Source organism: Pseudarthrobacter raffinosi (assembly GCF_023913835.1).
GTDB classification, from domain to species: domain Bacteria; phylum Actinomycetota; class Actinomycetes; order Actinomycetales; family Micrococcaceae; genus Arthrobacter; species Arthrobacter raffinosi.
Genome location: NZ_JAMXBG010000016.1, coordinates 90,693 through 107,141 on the forward strand (window position 1 = coordinate 90,693; position 16,449 = coordinate 107,141).

Consider the following 16,449-nt stretch of genomic DNA (forward strand, 5'->3'; position numbering starts at 1 on the left):
GACGGAAAACTAGAGCCATGCGCGTATATCCGACATTCTTCAGGCTGGCCTTTTCGTGGATGGACGCGGAACGCGCCCACAAGATCGGATTCAAGGGAATCAAACTTGCCCATACTTCCGGCGCAGGACGGCTGCTGCACCGGTTCACGGCACCCGCGGCCTCACTGCAGACTTCTGCCTTTGGGCTGACCTTCCCATCCCCGTTCGGCCTCGCCGCCGGATTCGACAAGGAGGGATTCGGCATCGAGGCCCTCACCGAACTTGGCTTTGGCCATGTCGAAGTAGGGACCATCACCGGGCAGGCGCAGCCGGGCAACGAGAAGCCGCGCCTTTTCAGGCTGATCGAGGACCGGGCTGTCATTAACCGGATGGGGTTCAACAACGATGGCGCGGCCGCCGTCGAACCGCGCCTCAAAGCGGCACGCGCCGCCCTGCAGCGCCGGCACCCTGACGTGCGCCCCGTGATCGGGGTGAACATCGGCAAGAGCAAGGTGGTGGAACTCGACGACGCCGCGGCCGATTACCTGATCAGCGCCCGGAGCCTGGCGCCGGCCGCGGACTACTTGGTAGTCAATGTCAGCTCACCCAACACGCCCGGCCTGCGCCTTCTCCAGGATGTCCAGACACTGCGCCCGCTGCTGACCGCGGTGGGGGACGAGGCGGACAAGGCGGCAGGCCGGCACGTCCCGCTGCTGGTCAAGATCGCACCGGACCTCAGCGATGAGGACATCGACGACGTCGCCAAGCTGGCCCTGGACCTTAAGCTGGACGGCATTATCGCCACCAACACCACGATCGGGCGTGAGGGGCTGGCGTCGCCGGCTGAGAAAGTGGTCGAATGCGGCGCCGGGGGCCTGTCCGGGGCACCGCTGAAGCAGCGTTCACTGGAAGTCCTTCGCCGCCTTAGGGAGGCCACCGGGGGTGCGATCACGCTGGTAGCCGTCGGCGGCGTCGAGACGGCGAAAGACGTCCAGGACCGCCTGGATGCCGGGGCCACGCTGGTCCAGGGCTACACGGCCTTCCTGTACGAGGGGCCTTTCTGGGCGGCACGGATCAACCGCGACCTGGCGAAAGCGCGACGCAACCGCTGACTGACACAACAAAACCCCGGCGGTTGGACCGCCGGGGTTTGGTTGTCTAAGAGGGGAATGCTGCCGGGGCCTGGCCCGGCCTGCATGTCAGGACGGGTATTGCCCGCGCTTCACGAGCGGCTTGGGCAGGCGCAGTTTGCGGAACTGCAGGGAACGCATGGAGCCGTACCAGACGGTGCCACGGTCAACCTCACCGAACTTCCCGGTGAGCTTCTTGCGGAGCTGCCGGGACAGAATGAACACATCCACAAAGACGGCCAGGAACATCACCCAGAAACCGCCCAGGACATAAACCATCTGCTCGCTGGAAGCTGGCACGATCAGGGAAATGATGACAAATACGAGGGCGCCGAACATCAGGTATTCGCCCAGGCTGAAGCGCGCATCCACGTAGTCGCGGGCATAACGCTTCTGCGGACCCTTGTCGCGCAAAGGCAGGAACTTCTCATCACCTGTATCGAGAGCCTGGCGCATTTTCGTCCGCTGATCCTGGACAGCCTGGCGCTCAGCCGCCTTGGACGCCTTGCGGTCCTCCGGCACAAGGGGCCGTTTGCGGGCAGCTTCCTGCGCTTTGCGCTTTGGCGTGGGCGCACCCTTGCCCAACGCGGCATCCTGCCGGGCTGCCGCTTCAGCGGCCTGCTGGTCTATTGTTTGCTGCGCCGTTGGCGCTTCCTTTTTACGTCCGAACACGTGAACAGAATACCTTGCGGCCCGCGGAGATTCGCCGCGGGTATTGTGTTCGCCATGACTCCCACTCCAGCAGCCAATCCGTCCGACGCCAGCACCCCCGGCTCCGGTCACCCTGCACCGGCCATCGACGCGGACGGACTCCGGCTGTCCGTCGCAGGTTCCTTCGACGCAACCCTCGACCGGCTCAAGGAACTTGTGGCCATTCCCGGCATCGCCTGGCCGAGTTTCGATCCTGCGCCCTTGGAAGCCAGCGCGCAGGCCGTAGCGGAACTGCTGCGCGCCGCCGGCCTTGAGGATGTCCAGGTCCTGCGCAGTAATAAGGAGGACGGCACCCTCGGCGGACCTGCCGTCGTCGCACGCCGACGGGCCGCCGAAGGAAAGCCGACCATTCTGCTGTACGCCCACCACGACGTCCAGCCGCCGGGGGATCCGGCGCTGTGGGAAACGGAGCCTTTCGACGCCGTCGAACGGGACGGCAGGTTGTACGGCCGTGGCGCTGCTGACGACAAGGCCGGGATCATGGCCCATGTGGCCGCCTATGCTGCAGCGATCGAGGTTCTGGGCACGGAATTCGGCCTTGGTGTGACGTTCTTCTTCGAAGGTGAGGAGGAAGCTGGTTCTCCCACCTTCCGTTCCTTCCTGGAAAAGCACCGGGAACTGCTGCGGGCCGATGTGATCGTGGTGGCCGACTCCAGCAACTGGAAGGTGGGCATTCCCGCCCTGACCACCAGCCTGCGCGGCCTTGTGGACGGAACCATTGAAGTTCAGGTGCTGGAGCATGCTGTCCACTCGGGCATGTTCGGTGGACCCGTGCTGGACGCGCCAACCCTGCTTTCCCGTTTGATTGCCACCCTGCACGACGCAGACGGCAACGTGGCCATCGAAGGCCTCGTATCGAATGACAACGTCGGCGTGGAGCTCGCCGAAGCGGAGTACCGTGCCGATTCCTCCGTTCTCGACGGCGTCCGGCTCGCAGGTACTGGAAGCATCGCCGCACGGCTGTGGACTAAGCCTGCGCTGTCCATCATCGGCTTCGATGCTCCCGCCGTGGATGTGGCCTCAAATACTCTCCTGCCGCGGGCGCGTGCCAAGTTCAGCCTGCGCCTGGCGCCCGGCCAGGATCCGGCGGCAGCGATGGAAGCCGTTCAACGCCACGTCCAGGCCAACGCGCCCTTTGGGGCGAAGGTCGTGTTCACTCCCGGGGAAAGCGGAAAGTCGTTCCTCGCTGATACAACCTCCAAGGCGGCGAAGTTCGCCATGTGGGCGCTGGGGGAGGCCTGGGGTGTTCCGGCGGTGGAGATGGGGATCGGCGGGTCGATTCCGTTTATTGCGGACCTGATGGACGTCTATCCGGACGTCCAGATCCTCGTGACCGGTGTTGAGGATCCCGATTCCCGTGCCCACAGTGCCAACGAGTCCCTTCACATTGGTGATTTCAAGAACGCCGTGGTCGCCGAGGCGCTGCTGCTCGCCCGGCTGAACGCAGAAGGCCTGGTCTGAATCCCATGCCCCTCTGATGCCGGCATTCCTCCACCATCGGGAACAATCAGCGAACAGGCTTGGTTACGTCAGGAGTTAGAGCTACAGGGCTGACCGAAGTAGCATGTAGCTATAGCCCGTACCGTATCCGTAGGGGCAGGCGCCGCTGACGCGGGGCCGCCAGGACCGTCCTAAGGTAGGCCAAATGAGCACCGCAACCAACGAGAACATCACCGAGACCACCAGCGCTGCCAGCGATGAACTGGCCGCACACGAGGTCAAACTGACCGACGTCGCAGCAGGCAAGGTGCGCAGCCTCCTGGAGCAGGAAGGCCGGACCGATCTCCGCCTCCGCGTTGCCGTCCAGCCCGGCGGCTGCTCCGGCCTCATTTACCAGCTGTACTTCGACGAGCGCCTCCTCGACGGAGATGCCGTCCGCGACTATGACGGCGTCGAAGTTGTCGTGGACAAGATGAGCGTGCCGTACCTCAGCGGTGCCAGCATCGACTTCGAGGACACCATCTCCAAGCAGGGCTTCACCATCGACAACCCCAACGCCGGTGGCTCCTGCGCCTGTGGTGATTCGTTCCACTGACCCGGTTCTTTCGCCCGATGCCGGCGCCTGCTTTCCGTCCGCCAAAAACGGCACGGAGGCACGGCGCCGACATGTGGGCGAAACGCCCGGCAGAGCGGTAAGCTCTACACCGAGTAGTAAAACTTTTAGTGTGCCCGGACGGCCCCTTGGGTGGCCGGGCAACAGCAACAAGTAGGAAGGGCCGTCTGTGAGTTCGCAGAACCGAACCGGCAGCCGACGCAAAACGATCACTACGATCTCAGGCTTGGCAGTTGCCGGCGCGTTGGTTTTGACTGGATGTTCGCCAGAGGTAGAGAAGGGGTGGCTGCCCACCGAGCGTGGCACCACCAATCACACTGACCGGATCATGGACCTCTGGGTCAACTCATGGATTGCAGCCCTCGTTGTGGGCATCATCACGTGGGGCTTGATCGTTTGGTGCCTTGTCGCCTACCGCCGCCGCAAGGGCACCACGGGTTTCCCGCGGCAGACCAGCTTTAACCTCCCGCTGGAGGTCTTCTACCTGACCATCCCGCTGTTCATGGTCCTGGTGTTTTTCTACTTCACCGACCGCGACCAGCAGGCCATCGATGACCGCTCCAAGCCGGCCGACGTCGTTGTTGACGTCCGCGGCAAGCAGTGGGCATGGGACTTCAACTACAAGTCCGGCGACGTCGTCTCTGAGGATGTTTACGAAGCAGGAGTCCAGACGAACCTCACAGGAGGCGAAATCGACAAGGAAAAGCTTCCCACTTTGTACCTGCCGGTGGGCAAGTCGGTTGACCTCGAACTGAACTCGCGCGACGTCATTCACTCTTTCTGGGTTCCAGCCTTCTTGCAGAAGCGCGACATGATCCCGGGCAAGACCAACTACCTCAGGTTCACCCCCACCAAAGAGGGAACCTACGATGGCAAGTGCGCCGAACTCTGCGGTGAGTACCACTCCGAAATGCTGTTCCGCGTCAAGGTTGTCTCCGAAGCCGAATTCCAGGCTCACATGGACAAGCTCAAGGCAGATGGCAACACGGGACTCCTCGGCGAAGAGTACGACCGCAACCCGAACCTGAACGAAATTAAGTAAGGGGAGCGACGTGGCTACTTACACCCAAACCGCACCTGCCGGAACCCTAGAGGCTCCCGTAGTTCCTAGGTCCAAGGGACGCATCGTCGTCAACTGGATCACCTCCACCGACCACAAGACCATCGGGTACATGTACCTGATCGCATCGTTTGTGTTCTTCTGCCTCGGTGGCGTCATGGCTCTGCTCATCCGAGCTGAACTGTTCGAACCCGGCATGCAGATCCTGCAGACCAAAGAGCAGTACAACCAGCTGTTCACGATGCACGGCACCGTGATGCTGCTGATGTTCGCCACCCCGCTTTTCGCCGGCTTCACCAACGTCATCATGCCCCTGCAGATCGGTGCCCCCGACGTCGCCTTCCCGCGACTGAACGCGCTGGCCTTCTGGTTCTTCCTCTTCGGGTCCACCATCGCGGTGTCCGGCTTCATCACCCCCCAGGGTGCGGCGTCGTTCGGCTGGTTCGCCTACGCGCCGCTGTCCAACACCACGTTCAGCCCCGGCATCGGCGGTGACCTGTGGGTCTTCGGCCTGGCGCTGTCCGGATTCGGCACCATCCTGGGTGCAGTCAACTTCATCACCACCATCATCTGCATGCGCGCTCCGGGCATGACCATGTGGCGGATGCCCATCTTCACATGGAACGCCCTGGTGACGTCCATCCTCGTGCTGATGGCCTTCCCGCCGCTAGCTGCCGCACTGTTCGCGCTCGGCGCCGACCGCCGCTTCGGTGCACACATCTTCGATCCGGAGAACGGCGGCGCCATCCTGTGGCAGCACCTGTTCTGGTTCTTCGGCCACCCCGAGGTGTACATCATTGCGCTGCCGTTCTTCGGCATTGTGTCCGAGATCTTACCGGTCTTCAGCCGCAAGCCGATCTTCGGCTACAAGGGTCTTGTCTACGCGACCATCGCCATTGCAGCCCTGTCCGTCACGGTGTGGGCACACCACATGTACGTGACCGGTTCGGTGCTGCTGCCGTTCTTCGCCTTCATGACCATGCTCATTGCGGTCCCGACCGGTGTGAAGTTCTTCAACTGGATCGGCACCATGTGGCGGGGGTCCCTGACGTTCGAGACTCCGATGCTGTGGAGCCTCGGCTTCCTCATCACGTTCCTCTTCGGTGGCCTGACCGGCATCATCCTGGCTTCGCCGCCGTTGGACTTCCAAGTCTCTGATTCCTACTTTGTGGTGGCGCACTTCCATTACGTGGTGTTCGGCACCGTGGTATTCGCGATGTTTGCAGGCTTCTACTTCTGGTGGCCCAAGTGGACCGGAAAGATGCTCAACGAGCGCCTCGGTAAGATCCACTTCTGGATGCTGTTCCTGGGTTTCCACGCTACGTTCCTGATCCAGCACTGGCTCGGCGTGCAGGGCATGCCCCGCCGCTACGCGGACTACCTGGTTGAAGATAACTTCACCTGGATGAACCAGTTCTCCACCGTAGGCTCGTACCTGCTGGGGGCGTCCCTGATTCCGTTCTTCTGGAACGTTTACATCACCTGGCGCAGCTCCGAGCGCGTCGAGGTGGACGATCCTTGGGGCTTCGGAGCGTCGCTTGAGTGGGCTACCTCCTGCCCGCCGCCGCGCCACAACTTCACCTCGCTGCCCCGGATCCGTTCAGAGCGTCCCGCCCTGGACCTCCACCACCCGGAGCTTTCGCAGGTACATACCGTTGAATCGCCTGCAGCCGCAGCAGCGGTGCTCGGTAACGCCGACCAGAAGGACACCGCCAAGTGAAAATCGAATCATGGATATTTGGAGCCGGAGTTTTCTTCTTCGTACCGGTTTCCCTGGTCTACGGTTTCCTGACCAACTGGAGTGAATGGGTCGGAACCCTCGGGATCCTCCTGGTGGGCGGACTCTCCGGAATGATCGGCGGCTACCTTGGCTTCACCGGCAAGCGCATCGGGATGCGTCCCGAGGACCGCAACGATGCCGAGATCCATGAGGGCGCCGGTGAACAGGGGCACTTCAGCCCCTGGAGCTGGTGGCCGCTGGTTCTGGGCCTCGCCTGTGCGGGCGGATTCCTGGGCCTCGCAGTGGGTTGGTGGATCCTTTTCATCGCAGCCGGCCTCGCAGTCGTAGCCCTCGTGGGTTGGGTCTTCGAGTACAGCCGTGGGGACCACGCCCACTAGAAGCCGCTAAGCTTCAGCAGAGAATCGTAAAGAACGACGTCGGGCCCCACCTTCTGGTGGGGCCCGACGTCGTTCTTGTCCGTTCGATTTGGCGCGGGGAGTCACAGGCCAATGCCCCGTGGGAGGGGCTAGCTGGCTCCCTGCGACTCCAGGAGCTTCCGCCAGCATCCGCAGGGCGTCTTCGGCGTCACGGTGACTGGCAGGGCCGCTGAGGGCGCCTTCGGGGACTGAAAGCTCTACTTCGCAGCCGACGGGGAAGTCGGCAGTCATGACTTCCAGCAGGGAGCGGGCGTCAACACCCTGGATGCCGGCTTTGCGGATGGTGACAGGAAGTCCCGTCTCAGTAACTGCCCTGACGAACATCGCGGCGGGACGTGCGTGCAAGCCGACTGACGCTGACACAACGGCCTTATGCACTGGCAAGGGGTCTCCCGTTTCCTGACGGCCCCCTAACCGTCATCGCTAAATTTCCTGTCCAATATATCCGGCTGGATGGCTGCGCGACCAAACGGGGGAGTAGGGGGCGGTCCGTTGCTGGAACTGGTCTAGTCCAGCTGCGCTGCGTGCCCTAAGCTTGGATAGTGAAAACTGAAGCAAGGACGTACCTCTGTGGCTGCTGATGCCCGCGGCGTTGCCGGCGAGATTGACCGCAGCAGCGGGATTGCCATTTACATCCAGCTCAGGGAGATCCTCCGGGCCTACATCAGCGATTCCTGTCCGCCTGGATCTGCCCTGCCCTCGGAACGGGATCTTGCCCTGCGGTTCGGCCTGGCGCGGATGACCGTCCGGCAGGCCATCGATGCCCTGGTCGGCGAGGAAGTCCTCGAGCGTGTTGTTGGCCTCGGCACCTTCGTGCGGAAGCCAAAACTCGACCTTCAGGTGAAACTCACCTCGTACAGCGAGGAGATGCAACGCCGCGGCATGGTCCCGGCCGCCAAGGTCCTGAGCTTTGAACAGATCGGCGCCAGCGCCTTCCTGGCCCGCGAACTGCAGGTCGAGGAGGGGACGCCACTGGTTCGTTTCCGGCGGCTGCTGCTGGCGGACGGAGAGCCCATGAGCGTGGACGAGAACTTCATCCCGGCGCAGCGAGTCCCGGGTCTCCTGGACGGCGAGCCCCCAACATCGCTCTACAACGTGCTGAGTGAGCAGTTCGGCCTCGTGATGGAGTGGGGAGAAGACATGATCGAAGCGACAGCCGCTTCCCCCTCTACGGCGCGCCTGCTCAACGTCGACGTCGGCGCCCCCTTGCTCAAAATCCAGAGGCACGCCTTTGTTGCCCGGGCGATGGTGGACTACTCAGTTTCCTACTACCGGGCCGACCGCTACAAACTATGGGTACCGCTCCAGCGGCCAGGTGCGAGGCCTGCCCGGAACCAATCGCTGGGTTACCGCAACCACTAGTAACGGGCCGACAGTTTGCTACAGCGGCGGCTGCCAGTAACGGGAAAGGCCCGGTCCAAATGGACCGGGCCTTTCCCGATGGAATATAGCTGCTTTGAGTTAATGGCTGAGGCTCTTGCTTTCCTCTCCGGCCTCCACTGCTGGGTGGCCGTGTGCCACCTCCAGCTCTGCCGGCGTGGCCGGTGCAACACGGTCCTCGAAGAACCACTTGGACAGGAAGGCGCGCTGCTTTTCCTTGCGCGTCACAATGCCGTGGTCGTTGGGGACCGCCGGCAGCGGTGAAGGGGATTCAAATCCAACCAGCTTGTAGCGCTTGTACTCATCCAGCGGGGCATGCACTTCGATGAACTCGCCATGCGGAAGGCGGACGATGCGTCCTGTTTCCCGGCCGTGGAGTGCAATTTCGCGGTCCTTGCGCTGGAGGGCAAGGGCTACTCGCTTGGCAACCATAAATGCGATGACCGGGCCGATGAAGAACAGCGCACGGAGCCAGTACGTCACATCGTTCAGGGACACATGGAAGTGTGTGGCGATAAGGTCCGAACCAGCGGCTGCCCACATCACGCTGTACCAGACGAAGCCGGCGACGCCGATAGCGGTACGCGTCGGGGCGTTCCGCGGACGGTCCAGGACATGGTGTTCGCGGGTGTCCTTGGTGATCCAGCTTTCGATCCACGGATACATGAACATCACCGTGAACAGAATGCCTGCGGGTACCAGAGCCGGTAGGAGGACGTTCAGGGTCAAGGTGTAGCCGAAGACAACGTACTCGAACTGGAAATCACCAATGACACCGGGCATAAGCCTCAGGGCACCGTCAACGAACCCGATATACCAGTCAGGCTGGGTACCGGCAGATACCGGTGAGGGATCGTAAGGGCCGTAGTTCCAGATCGGGTTGATCGTGAAGAAGCCCGCCATCAGGGCAATTACACCGAAGACGATGAAGAAGAAGCCGCCGGCCTTGGCTGCGTACACAGGTCCGAGCGGGTAGCCAACCACATTGCCGTCGTTGCGGCCCGGGCCGGGGTACTGGGTGTGCTTGTGCACAACCACCATGAACAGGTGCAGGACGATCATCAACAGGATGAGCGCGGGTACGAGCAGGATGTGCAGCATGTAAAGGCGGCCAATAACAGCCGTTCCCGGGAACTCGCCACCGAAGAAGAAGAAGGAAATGTAGGTTCCGACAACCGGGATTGCCTTCATGACACCGTCGATGATCCGCAGGCCGTTGCCGGAGAGCAGGTCGTCGGGGAGGGAGTATCCGGTGAAGCCGGCTGCCATGGCGAGGATCAGGAGGACGCTGCCAACAACCCAGTTCATTTCACGTGGTTTGCGGAAGGCGCCTGTGAAGAAGACGCGCAGCATATGGACGGCGATCGACGCGACGAAAAGCAGTGCAGCCCAGTGGTGCACCTGGCGCATGAACAGGCCACCGCGGACGTCGAAGGAAATATCCAGCGAGGTGCTGTAGGCCACCGACATCTCGACGTTCTTCAACGGCAGGTAGGACCCGTCGTAGTGCGTTTCCGCCATGGACGGATCGAAGAAGAAGGTCAGGAAGGTGCCCGAGAGCAAGAGGATAACGAAGGAGTAGAGGGCTACTTCGCCGAACATGAACGACCAGTGGTCAGGGAAGACCTTGCGTCCAAATTCCCGCAGGATTCCTGATCCACCGACTCGCTCGTCAACAAAATCGGTGATGCGTCCGGCTTTAGTCTTGGCGACGAAGGCGGGGGCTTCAGCTCTTGATGCTGCGCTCATGCTCATCACGCTCCCAGTAACTCGGTCCTACAGGTTCATTGAAGTCGCTGGTTGCGACCAGGTAGCCCTCGGCATCCACTGCAATCGGCAGTTGGGGGAGGGGCCGGCTGGCCGGGCCAAAGATCACCTTGCACTCGTTGGTGAGGTCAAAGGTGGACTGGTGGCACGGGCACAGCAGGTGGTGCGTCTGCTGCTCGTACAGAGCAACGGGGCAACCGACGTGGGTGCAGATCTTGGAGTAGGCAACGATTCCGTTGTAGCTCCAGTCTTCGCGGCCTTCCGAGGGATTCAGCGAGGCGGGATCCAAACGCATCAGCAGGACAACAGCCTTGGCCTTTTCGTTGAGCTTGCCTTCAGGCAGTTCGTTCAGGCCCTCAGGAATTACGTGGAAAGCTGAGCCGATGGTGACGTCAGAGGCCTTGATGGGTGTGCCGTCGGGGTCGCGGGTGAGGCGCTTGAGCTTGCCTTCCTGCGGAGCCCACATGGTGTGGGCCAGCGCCCGGTCGGGGCGGGGGCCGAGGTCACCGAAAACCGCAATTGCGGGAAGCGGGGCCAGGGCTACAGCACCGAGCAGCGTGTTGCGGATGAGCGGGCGGCGCTTGATGCCGGTCTCTTCCACGATGTCATCCACGATCCGGACCGCCGCCAAGCGGTCTTCTTCGGTGCGGATGGGATGGCGTTCTTCCGAGACTTCATGGTCCGGCATCAGGGCTTTGGCCCAGTGCACAATACCGGTCCCGATGCCGAGCATCGCAAACGCTGTGCCAAGGCCCAGCAGTGCGTTCTGCAGCCGGATGGTGGCGATGCTTGTGCCGTCGCCCAAGTCGATGGCGAAGTACGCCACCAGGAAGATCAGGGTGCCGACAACTGACGCGCCGAAAAGTACAGCGACCTGCCGTTCTGCACGCTTTGCGGCCTTCGGGTCCGTGTCGGCCAGGCGCAAACGGTGCGGGGGAATTCCAGGATCCTGGAACTTCTCCACCTCATTCTGACCAGCCGTAGCTACGGTGCCCGAGTGGTTCGGACTGCCGTCACTATGGTTGCCCATAATTCGCCTCATCCTTCTCTCGTCCCGGCGGCTGCCGGGTTAGTTTTCAATGTCAAACTGCTGACTGGGCAGCAGAAGTTCTTAAGATTCCCGTTGCGCCTAAGACGTCCGGGAAGTAAGCCAGATGGTGAAGGCGATGATGACACCCAGGCCTGCAATCCAGACGAAGAGGCCTTCAGAGACGGGACCGAGGGCGCCTAGGTCAGCGCCACCGGGGGAGCCGTTGGCCTCGATCTGCTTCAGGAAGGTGACGACGTCGCGCTTGCCCTCAGGGGTGACGTTTGTGTCACTGAAGACGGGCATGTTCTGCGGTCCGGTGACCATCGCTTCGTAGATGTGCTTGCCGGAGACATCGGCAAGGGCGGGAGCGAACTTGCCACGGGTGAGTGCACCGCCGGCGGCTGCCGCGTTGTGGCACATCGCGCAGTTCACGCGGAAAAGTTCGCCACCAGCTGCCGCGTCACCCTTTTCGTCCAACAGGCCTTCTTCAGGAATTGCCGGGCCGGCTCCCAGGGAAGCAACATATCCTGAAAGCTGTCGCGTCTGTTCGTCGTTGAACTGTGCAGGCTTCTTTTGCGCCTGCGGACCGTTCATCTGCATGGGCATACGGCCGGTTCCGACCTGGAAGTCAACAGAAGCTGCACCAACACCCACCAGGGAGGGCCCATTTGCGGTCCCACTGGCACCCATGCCATGGCACGTGGCGCAGTTGGCGACGAACAGTTTACCGCCTTCCTCGACGTCGTTGGCGGTGTAGCCGCTGGTGGAAGCCTTGGCTTCGTTGACGGTGGTGGCAACGGCGTAGAGCCCGCCAGTGACGAGGAGTCCCATCAGTAGCAGCGCGATTACTGCGAGTGGGTGACGCCGCTTTTGCGAGAGAGCCTTCACGTGGTGGTTCCTTTATTCGATCGTGCGCCGGCTCCGTGAGCCGCTTCTTGAAATTCTGCCTCTTGTAGAAAAGGAATCAAAGCTTGACTACTTCAGTACGTAGATGACCAGGAAGAGGCCGATCCAGACAACGTCCACAAAGTGCCAGTAGTAAGACGTGACGATCGCGGAGGTTGCTTCGAAGTGGCCGAACTTCTTTGCTGCGAACGAGCGTCCGATGATGAAGAGGAAGGCTATGAGGCCGCCGATTACGTGCAGGCCGTGGAAGCCGGTGGTCATATAGAACGCTGAGCCGTAGGCGTTGGATGAGAGTGAAACGTGTTCGGAAACAAGCATCGCGTATTCAGTTGCCTGGCCGGCGACGAAGAACGCACCCATGATGAAGGTCAGCGTGAACCATTCGTTCATGCCCCAGCGGGTGAACTGGAACGGGCCGCCTGTTTTGCGAGGCTGCAGCCGTTCGGCGGCGAAGACGCCCATCTGGCAAGTAAAGGAACTGGCCACGAGGACGATCGTGTTGACTAGCGCAAAGGGGAAGTTGAGCTTTGCTGTCTCTTCCGCCCACATCTGACCGCTCGTGGAGCGCAGCGTGAAGTACATGGCGAAGAGACCGGCGAAGAACATCAACTCACTGGACAGCCAGACTACGGTTCCGACAGAAACCATATTGGGGCGGTTCAGCGTGGGGTGCGCCGGGGTACTGGGGGCATGGGTCGCAGATGTCACATAGACATTATGTCTATAAAAGTCCGTAGTTCCCAACGCGAACCGCCTTTTCGGGGGACTTTTTCTACAAAGACGCGAAATCACTGCGAAAAGTTCCCGGCGGTGTTCACATTGGTCAGGTCCGAGGTGGCTCGATAGCATCAGAAGGTGACTTCTCAGGCAACCGCGCCGGCGGACAGCAACACTTGGCCGCGGCTTATATCGGCTCTTATCAACGGTAGTGACCTCACAGCGGGCAACACCGCTTGGGCTATGGACAGAATCATGTCCGGGGAGGCCACCCCCGCGCAGATCGCCGGATTCCTGGTTGCCCTCAGCGCCAAGGGCGAAACCGTGGACGAAATCTCGGGTCTGGTGGACGCGATGCTGCGCCATGCAACACCCATCGATATCCCCGGTCAGAAGCTGGACATCGTTGGTACCGGCGGGGACCAGCTCAATACCGTCAACATTTCCACCATGTCCGCCCTCGTTGCTGCGGGCGCCGGAGCGAAGGTCGTCAAGCACGGCAACCGTGCAGCGTCTTCGTCCTCCGGCTCGGCTGACGTGCTTGAAGCGCTGGGGGTCAGGCTCGACCTCCCGGTGGCCCAGGTGGCACGCAACGCGGGGGAGGCTGGAATCACTTTCTGCTTCGCGCAGGTGTTCCACCCGTCTTTCCGTCACACCGCCGTACCCCGCCGGGAACTCGCCATCCCCACCGCCTTTAATTTCCTGGGCCCGCTGACCAACCCGGCCCTTGTTCAGGCCTCAGCTGTGGGAGTGGCGAATGCCCGTATGGCTCCGCTGGTTGCAGGCGTCCTGGCGAAGCGGGGCAGCCGCGGCCTGGTTTTCCGCGGCAACGACGGACTGGACGAACTGACTACTACGGGTCCCTCCACCGTCTGGGAAATCCGCGACGGCGCTGTCTCTGAGCTGAATTTTGAGCCGGCCGGGCTGGGCATCCGTCCCGCGACTGTGGAGGAACTCCGTGGCGGGGACGCACAGGCGAATGCCGCCGTCGTACGTGATGTCCTGGCCGGCAAGACCGGCGCAGCGCGGGATGCCGTGCTGCTGAACGCGGCCGCTGGGCTGGTGGCCTTTGATGAATCGTCCGAGGGCCCGTTCCTGGAGCGTATGCGTTCGGCGCTTGCCCGGGCCGCGGAGTCGATTGATAGCGGTGCTGCCGCTGCGGTCCTCGATAAGTGGGTTTCGCTAACGCGGCCTTGATATGGACAGGAAAGGATGCGGGCCCGGCTGTAAGGCCGGGCCCGCATCGTTTCCCGGGAAGTGATCCTACTGTTCGAAGCCGAGCGCGAATGCCGCGTCGAGATCGTGTTGCGAGTAGGCACGGAAGGCAATGTGTGTAGTGGTGTGAACCACCGCAGGCACCTTTGACAGCTTGTCGGCAATGACGTCAGCCAGGTCCTCGTGTTGGGCGACGCGGGCAACGGCGATGAGGTCCCATTCGCCTGTTACGGAATAGACCTCGCTGATGCCTGGGATCGCGGAAATTTCCTCGGCAGTTTCCGGGATGCGCGCGGCGTCGGTCTTGATCAGAACGAATGCGGTGATCACTGTTCAATCCTTCCGGATCTGTTGGCCGTAGCTGTGCCCGGCAAGACTTTTTGGTGATGCCAGCCTATTACATGGGCCGTGTCCATCAGGCGTGCCCCGGACGCGTGGCCGGCGGCGCCTTCACGACTTTCTAAGCCTGCGTACCAGTGCAAGAAGTGCCCGGTAGCCCACCAGGAACAAACCCAGGCTCAAGAGCGCAACAACCACGAAGGCCAGTACTACGCTCTGTCCCGTCAGAGCCCTCAGGATCATGCCGCCGGCCACGGCGCCAAGCCAGACCACGACGCCGGTTGCCATGGACAGCGGACGCCGCCACGCCCGCCACGCAAGCCAGGCGGTAGCGGCCCCAGCCAGGAACGGCCACGCAGTGAAGAACACGCCGGTGACGATGTCGCCGCGCTGGTGGGCGTCCCTGCCGATCGCCGCGAAAACAAGGATGAGGACGGCGTCGGACAGTGCCGCGGCGGTGATGGCGCGCCTGCCGCCGGTTAAGGATTGGTGCTGGGTCCAGGTCATGGCTTCGAGCCTAACCCGGCGAGGGCGAAGGCCCGGTTCTGACGCTTGCGGGGTACGGGGGAACGAGGATGATGACCGGGACAACAGCGGCGCTCATCAAGCGGGAGGCACATTGCGTCTGATCCAGGTGGCCCAGCAGGCACACGACCTCCAGCGGGCCGCGGAGTTCTATTCACAACTGCTGGGGGTGCAGCCAGCGGCGGTCTACGACCCGCCGGGGCTGCTGTTTTTAGATCTGACGGCGTCCGGCTCTTGCTGGAGCGCGGCGCGCCGTCGTCGGTCCTCTATTTGCAGGTGGAGGATGTCCGGACCAGCATCCGCGTCCTGCAGGGCAGGGGAGTGGAGGTAGTTGCGCTGCCGCAGGTGATCTTCCACCATGGCGACGCCACCCTGGGTCCGGCAGGAACCGATGAGTGGATGGCCTTCATGCGCGACTGGGAAGGGAACACGGTGGGGCTGGTCAGCCGGCATCCACCGGCCGTTGTGCCGGATGCGGCCCCGCACTAGGCTCTAGCCGGAAAGGAGCAACCATGCGAAAGATTTCCACATGCCTGTGGTTCGAGAACCAGGCCGAAGAGGCCGCCGAGTTCTATGCGTCAGTCTTCGGCGACTCCAGGATTCTGGACGTCTCGCGGTTCGGCGAGGGCGGTCCCGGTCAGGCCGGGCAGGTCATCACCGTTGAGTTTGAGATTGCAGGCCGAAAGTTCATGGCACTCAACGGGGGAGCGCCGGCCAATTTCACGGAAGCCGTCTCCTTTGTGGTCGACTGTTCCGACCAGGCGGAAGTGGACCGCTACTGGTCGGCGCTGACAGACGGTGGGGCGGAGAGCCAGTGCGGGTGGTTGAAGGACCGTTTCGGCGTCTCCTGGCAGATCGTGCCGTCGGTCCTGGGCTCACTGATTGGCGGTCCGGATCCGGAGGGTGCCCAGCGGGCAATGCAGGCCATGCTCGGGATGCAGAAGCTTGATATCGCCGCACTTCAGACGGCTTATGACGGTTAGGAAGCTCTGGGCAGGTCCGGGCCTCCCCGGCAACGGGGTCGTTGCCGTAGCCTGAAACACATTTGCCGTCGTGGATCACCCCGGCCCCGGCGGCCTGACGTAGAAAGCCGGGGGAATGCTGAGAGAAGTCGGAGTGGCGAAGCACCGCGGTTCCCCCACCGGCAACGGTCACCTTCGAATATCACAACGACGAGGGCTAAACCGGGCTAGCCGAATCCCGTTCAGTTAACATCTCCGGATTGTGCATTCCGGGGGTGGTCCGGATGGGACCACTGGGCCTGGCCGAGCCATAGCCCGGATTCTAGCCATCCCGGCGGTCAGGATGCGTCACCTAAAGTGAGACGCGCCAGCCAATGGTTCAACTTGAGGCGTACCAGGCCAATGCTTCATCTATTGTCCTTTCTCAATTTAGTTGGCCACCTTGACGTGGGAAAAGGCCAGATAAATTGAGACGAATGGGGTAGGAACCGTCTCAATTTAGTTGGCCATTCCGTATG

18 protein-coding genes are annotated in these 16,449 nt (G+C 62.1%); 10 read left to right on the top strand and 8 right to left on the bottom strand.

The window, feature by feature from the left end; translation table 11 throughout:
- Positions 1 to 17 precede the first annotated feature (17 nt).
- The gene (locus tag NG697_RS15450; protein ID WP_252598858.1) at positions 18 to 1,091 is read left to right on the top strand and encodes a quinone-dependent dihydroorotate dehydrogenase; all 1,074 of its coding nucleotides are present in this window, start codon (positions 18 to 20) and stop codon (positions 1,089 to 1,091) included.
- Between the two features lie 87 nt (positions 1,092 to 1,178).
- Here the strand turns inward: NG697_RS15450 and NG697_RS15455 are convergent, their stop codons facing one another.
- Positions 1,179 to 1,781, bottom strand: coding sequence for a DUF3043 domain-containing protein (locus NG697_RS15455; protein WP_252598857.1), 603 nt, complete (start codon positions 1,779 to 1,781; stop codon positions 1,179 to 1,181).
- 54 nt (positions 1,782 to 1,835) lie between these two features.
- On the opposite strand from NG697_RS15455, the gene NG697_RS15460 reads away from it, so the two are divergent.
- The 5 genes from NG697_RS15460 to NG697_RS15480 all read left to right on the top strand — a co-directional run bounded on the left by NG697_RS15460 (position 1,836) and on the right by NG697_RS15480 (position 7,051).
- A complete protein-coding gene (locus tag NG697_RS15460) occupies positions 1,836 to 3,281 on the top strand; it encodes a dipeptidase (protein WP_252598856.1) in 1,446 nt (481 codons plus the stop codon).
- 184 nt (positions 3,282 to 3,465) lie between these two features.
- On the top strand, positions 3,466 to 3,855 hold the full coding sequence (locus NG697_RS15465) for a HesB/IscA family protein (protein ID WP_056340087.1): 390 nt from the start codon (positions 3,466 to 3,468) through the stop codon (positions 3,853 to 3,855).
- 187 nt (positions 3,856 to 4,042) lie between these two features.
- On the top strand, positions 4,043 to 4,915 hold the full coding sequence (gene ctaC, locus NG697_RS15470; RefSeq protein ID WP_252598855.1) for an aa3-type cytochrome oxidase subunit II: 873 nt from the start codon (positions 4,043 to 4,045) through the stop codon (positions 4,913 to 4,915).
- Positions 4,916 to 4,925: 10 nt separating this feature from the next.
- Positions 4,926 to 6,653, top strand: coding sequence for an aa3-type cytochrome oxidase subunit I (gene ctaD, locus NG697_RS15475; protein ID WP_252598854.1), 1,728 nt, complete (start codon positions 4,926 to 4,928; stop codon positions 6,651 to 6,653).
- Positions 6,650 to 7,051: a cytochrome c oxidase subunit 4 gene (locus tag NG697_RS15480; protein WP_185260590.1), complete on the top strand. Its 402-nt coding sequence runs from the start codon at positions 6,650 to 6,652 to the stop codon at positions 7,049 to 7,051. The genes ctaD and NG697_RS15480 overlap by 4 nt, the downstream gene beginning before the upstream one ends.
- 6 nt (positions 7,052 to 7,057) lie before the next feature.
- Here the strand turns inward: NG697_RS15480 and NG697_RS21195 are convergent, their stop codons facing one another.
- A complete protein-coding gene (locus tag NG697_RS21195; RefSeq protein ID WP_308216158.1) occupies positions 7,058 to 7,414 on the bottom strand; it encodes an HPr family phosphocarrier protein in 357 nt (118 codons plus the stop codon).
- Positions 7,415 to 7,660: 246 nt separating this feature from the next.
- Between NG697_RS21195 and NG697_RS15490 the strand changes: the two genes are divergently transcribed.
- On the top strand, positions 7,661 to 8,452 hold the full coding sequence (locus tag NG697_RS15490) for a GntR family transcriptional regulator (protein WP_252598853.1): 792 nt from the start codon (positions 7,661 to 7,663) through the stop codon (positions 8,450 to 8,452).
- A 99-nt stretch (positions 8,453 to 8,551) separates the two neighbouring features.
- On the opposite strand, the gene qcrB is transcribed toward NG697_RS15490, so the two are convergent.
- The 4 genes from qcrB to ctaE form a co-directional block, all read right to left on the bottom strand.
- The gene (gene qcrB / locus NG697_RS15495) at positions 8,552 to 10,219 is read right to left on the bottom strand and encodes a cytochrome bc1 complex cytochrome b subunit (protein ID WP_252598852.1); all 1,668 of its coding nucleotides are present in this window, start codon (positions 10,217 to 10,219) and stop codon (positions 8,552 to 8,554) included.
- Positions 10,197 to 11,267: a cytochrome bc1 complex Rieske iron-sulfur subunit gene (gene qcrA / locus NG697_RS15500; protein WP_252598851.1), complete on the bottom strand. Its 1,071-nt coding sequence runs from the start codon at positions 11,265 to 11,267 to the stop codon at positions 10,197 to 10,199. The genes qcrB and qcrA overlap by 23 nt, the downstream gene beginning before the upstream one ends.
- Before the next feature lie 99 nt (positions 11,268 to 11,366).
- The gene (gene qcrC / locus NG697_RS15505; RefSeq protein WP_252598850.1) at positions 11,367 to 12,155 is read right to left on the bottom strand and encodes a cytochrome bc1 complex diheme cytochrome c subunit; all 789 of its coding nucleotides are present in this window, start codon (positions 12,153 to 12,155) and stop codon (positions 11,367 to 11,369) included.
- An 87-nt stretch (positions 12,156 to 12,242) separates the two neighbouring features.
- Positions 12,243 to 12,881, bottom strand: coding sequence for an aa3-type cytochrome oxidase subunit III (gene ctaE / locus NG697_RS15510; protein ID WP_445260432.1), 639 nt, complete (start codon positions 12,879 to 12,881; stop codon positions 12,243 to 12,245).
- Between the two features lie 147 nt (positions 12,882 to 13,028).
- On the opposite strand from ctaE, the gene trpD reads away from it, so the two are divergent.
- Positions 13,029 to 14,087 carry an anthranilate phosphoribosyltransferase gene (trpD, locus tag NG697_RS15515; RefSeq protein ID WP_252598848.1) on the top strand — a complete coding sequence of 353 codons (1,059 nt, stop codon included), beginning with the start codon at positions 13,029 to 13,031 and terminating at the stop codon, positions 14,085 to 14,087.
- 66 nt (positions 14,088 to 14,153) lie between these two features.
- Here the strand turns inward: trpD and NG697_RS15520 are convergent, their stop codons facing one another.
- Both NG697_RS15520 and NG697_RS15525 read right to left on the bottom strand, forming a co-directional pair.
- Entirely contained in the window at positions 14,154 to 14,435 is a 282-nt protein-coding gene (locus NG697_RS15520; protein ID WP_252598847.1) for an Lrp/AsnC family transcriptional regulator, read from the bottom strand.
- 120 nt (positions 14,436 to 14,555) lie between these two features.
- On the bottom strand, positions 14,556 to 14,951 hold the full coding sequence (locus tag NG697_RS15525; protein WP_252598846.1) for a DUF3054 domain-containing protein: 396 nt from the start codon (positions 14,949 to 14,951) through the stop codon (positions 14,556 to 14,558).
- Positions 14,952 to 15,203: 252 nt separating this feature from the next.
- On the opposite strand from NG697_RS15525, the gene NG697_RS21390 reads away from it, so the two are divergent.
- Together NG697_RS21390 and NG697_RS15535 are read left to right on the top strand one after the other, a co-directional pair.
- Positions 15,204 to 15,458, top strand: a complete 255-nt coding sequence (locus NG697_RS21390; protein WP_374209940.1) for a VOC family protein — start codon at positions 15,204 to 15,206, stop codon at positions 15,456 to 15,458.
- 23 nt (positions 15,459 to 15,481) lie between these two features.
- The gene (locus NG697_RS15535; RefSeq protein ID WP_252614601.1) at positions 15,482 to 15,952 is read left to right on the top strand and encodes a VOC family protein; all 471 of its coding nucleotides are present in this window, start codon (positions 15,482 to 15,484) and stop codon (positions 15,950 to 15,952) included.
- Positions 15,953 to 16,449 lie beyond the last annotated feature (497 nt).

Excerpts from the sequence above, each read along its gene's own strand:
- NG697_RS15450 (WP_252598858.1), top strand. The coding sequence starts at position 18 with ATGCGCGTATATCCGACATTCTTCAGGCTGGCCTTTTCGTGGATGGAC.
- NG697_RS15460 (WP_252598856.1), top strand. The coding sequence starts at position 1,836 with ATGACTCCCACTCCAGCAGCCAATCCGTCCGACGCCAGCACCCCCGGC.
- NG697_RS15465 (WP_056340087.1), top strand. The coding sequence starts at position 3,466 with ATGAGCACCGCAACCAACGAGAACATCACCGAGACCACCAGCGCTGCC.
- NG697_RS21195 (WP_308216158.1), bottom strand. The coding sequence starts at position 7,414 with ATGTTCGTCAGGGCAGTTACTGAGACGGGACTTCCTGTCACCATCCGC.
- qcrB (WP_252598852.1), bottom strand. The coding sequence starts at position 10,219 with ATGAGCGCAGCATCAAGAGCTGAAGCCCCCGCCTTCGTCGCCAAGACT.
- qcrA (WP_252598851.1), bottom strand. The coding sequence starts at position 11,267 with ATGGGCAACCATAGTGACGGCAGTCCGAACCACTCGGGCACCGTAGCT.
- NG697_RS15525 (WP_252598846.1), bottom strand. The coding sequence starts at position 14,951 with ATGACCTGGACCCAGCACCAATCCTTAACCGGCGGCAGGCGCGCCATC.
- NG697_RS15535 (WP_252614601.1), top strand. The coding sequence starts at position 15,482 with ATGCGAAAGATTTCCACATGCCTGTGGTTCGAGAACCAGGCCGAAGAG.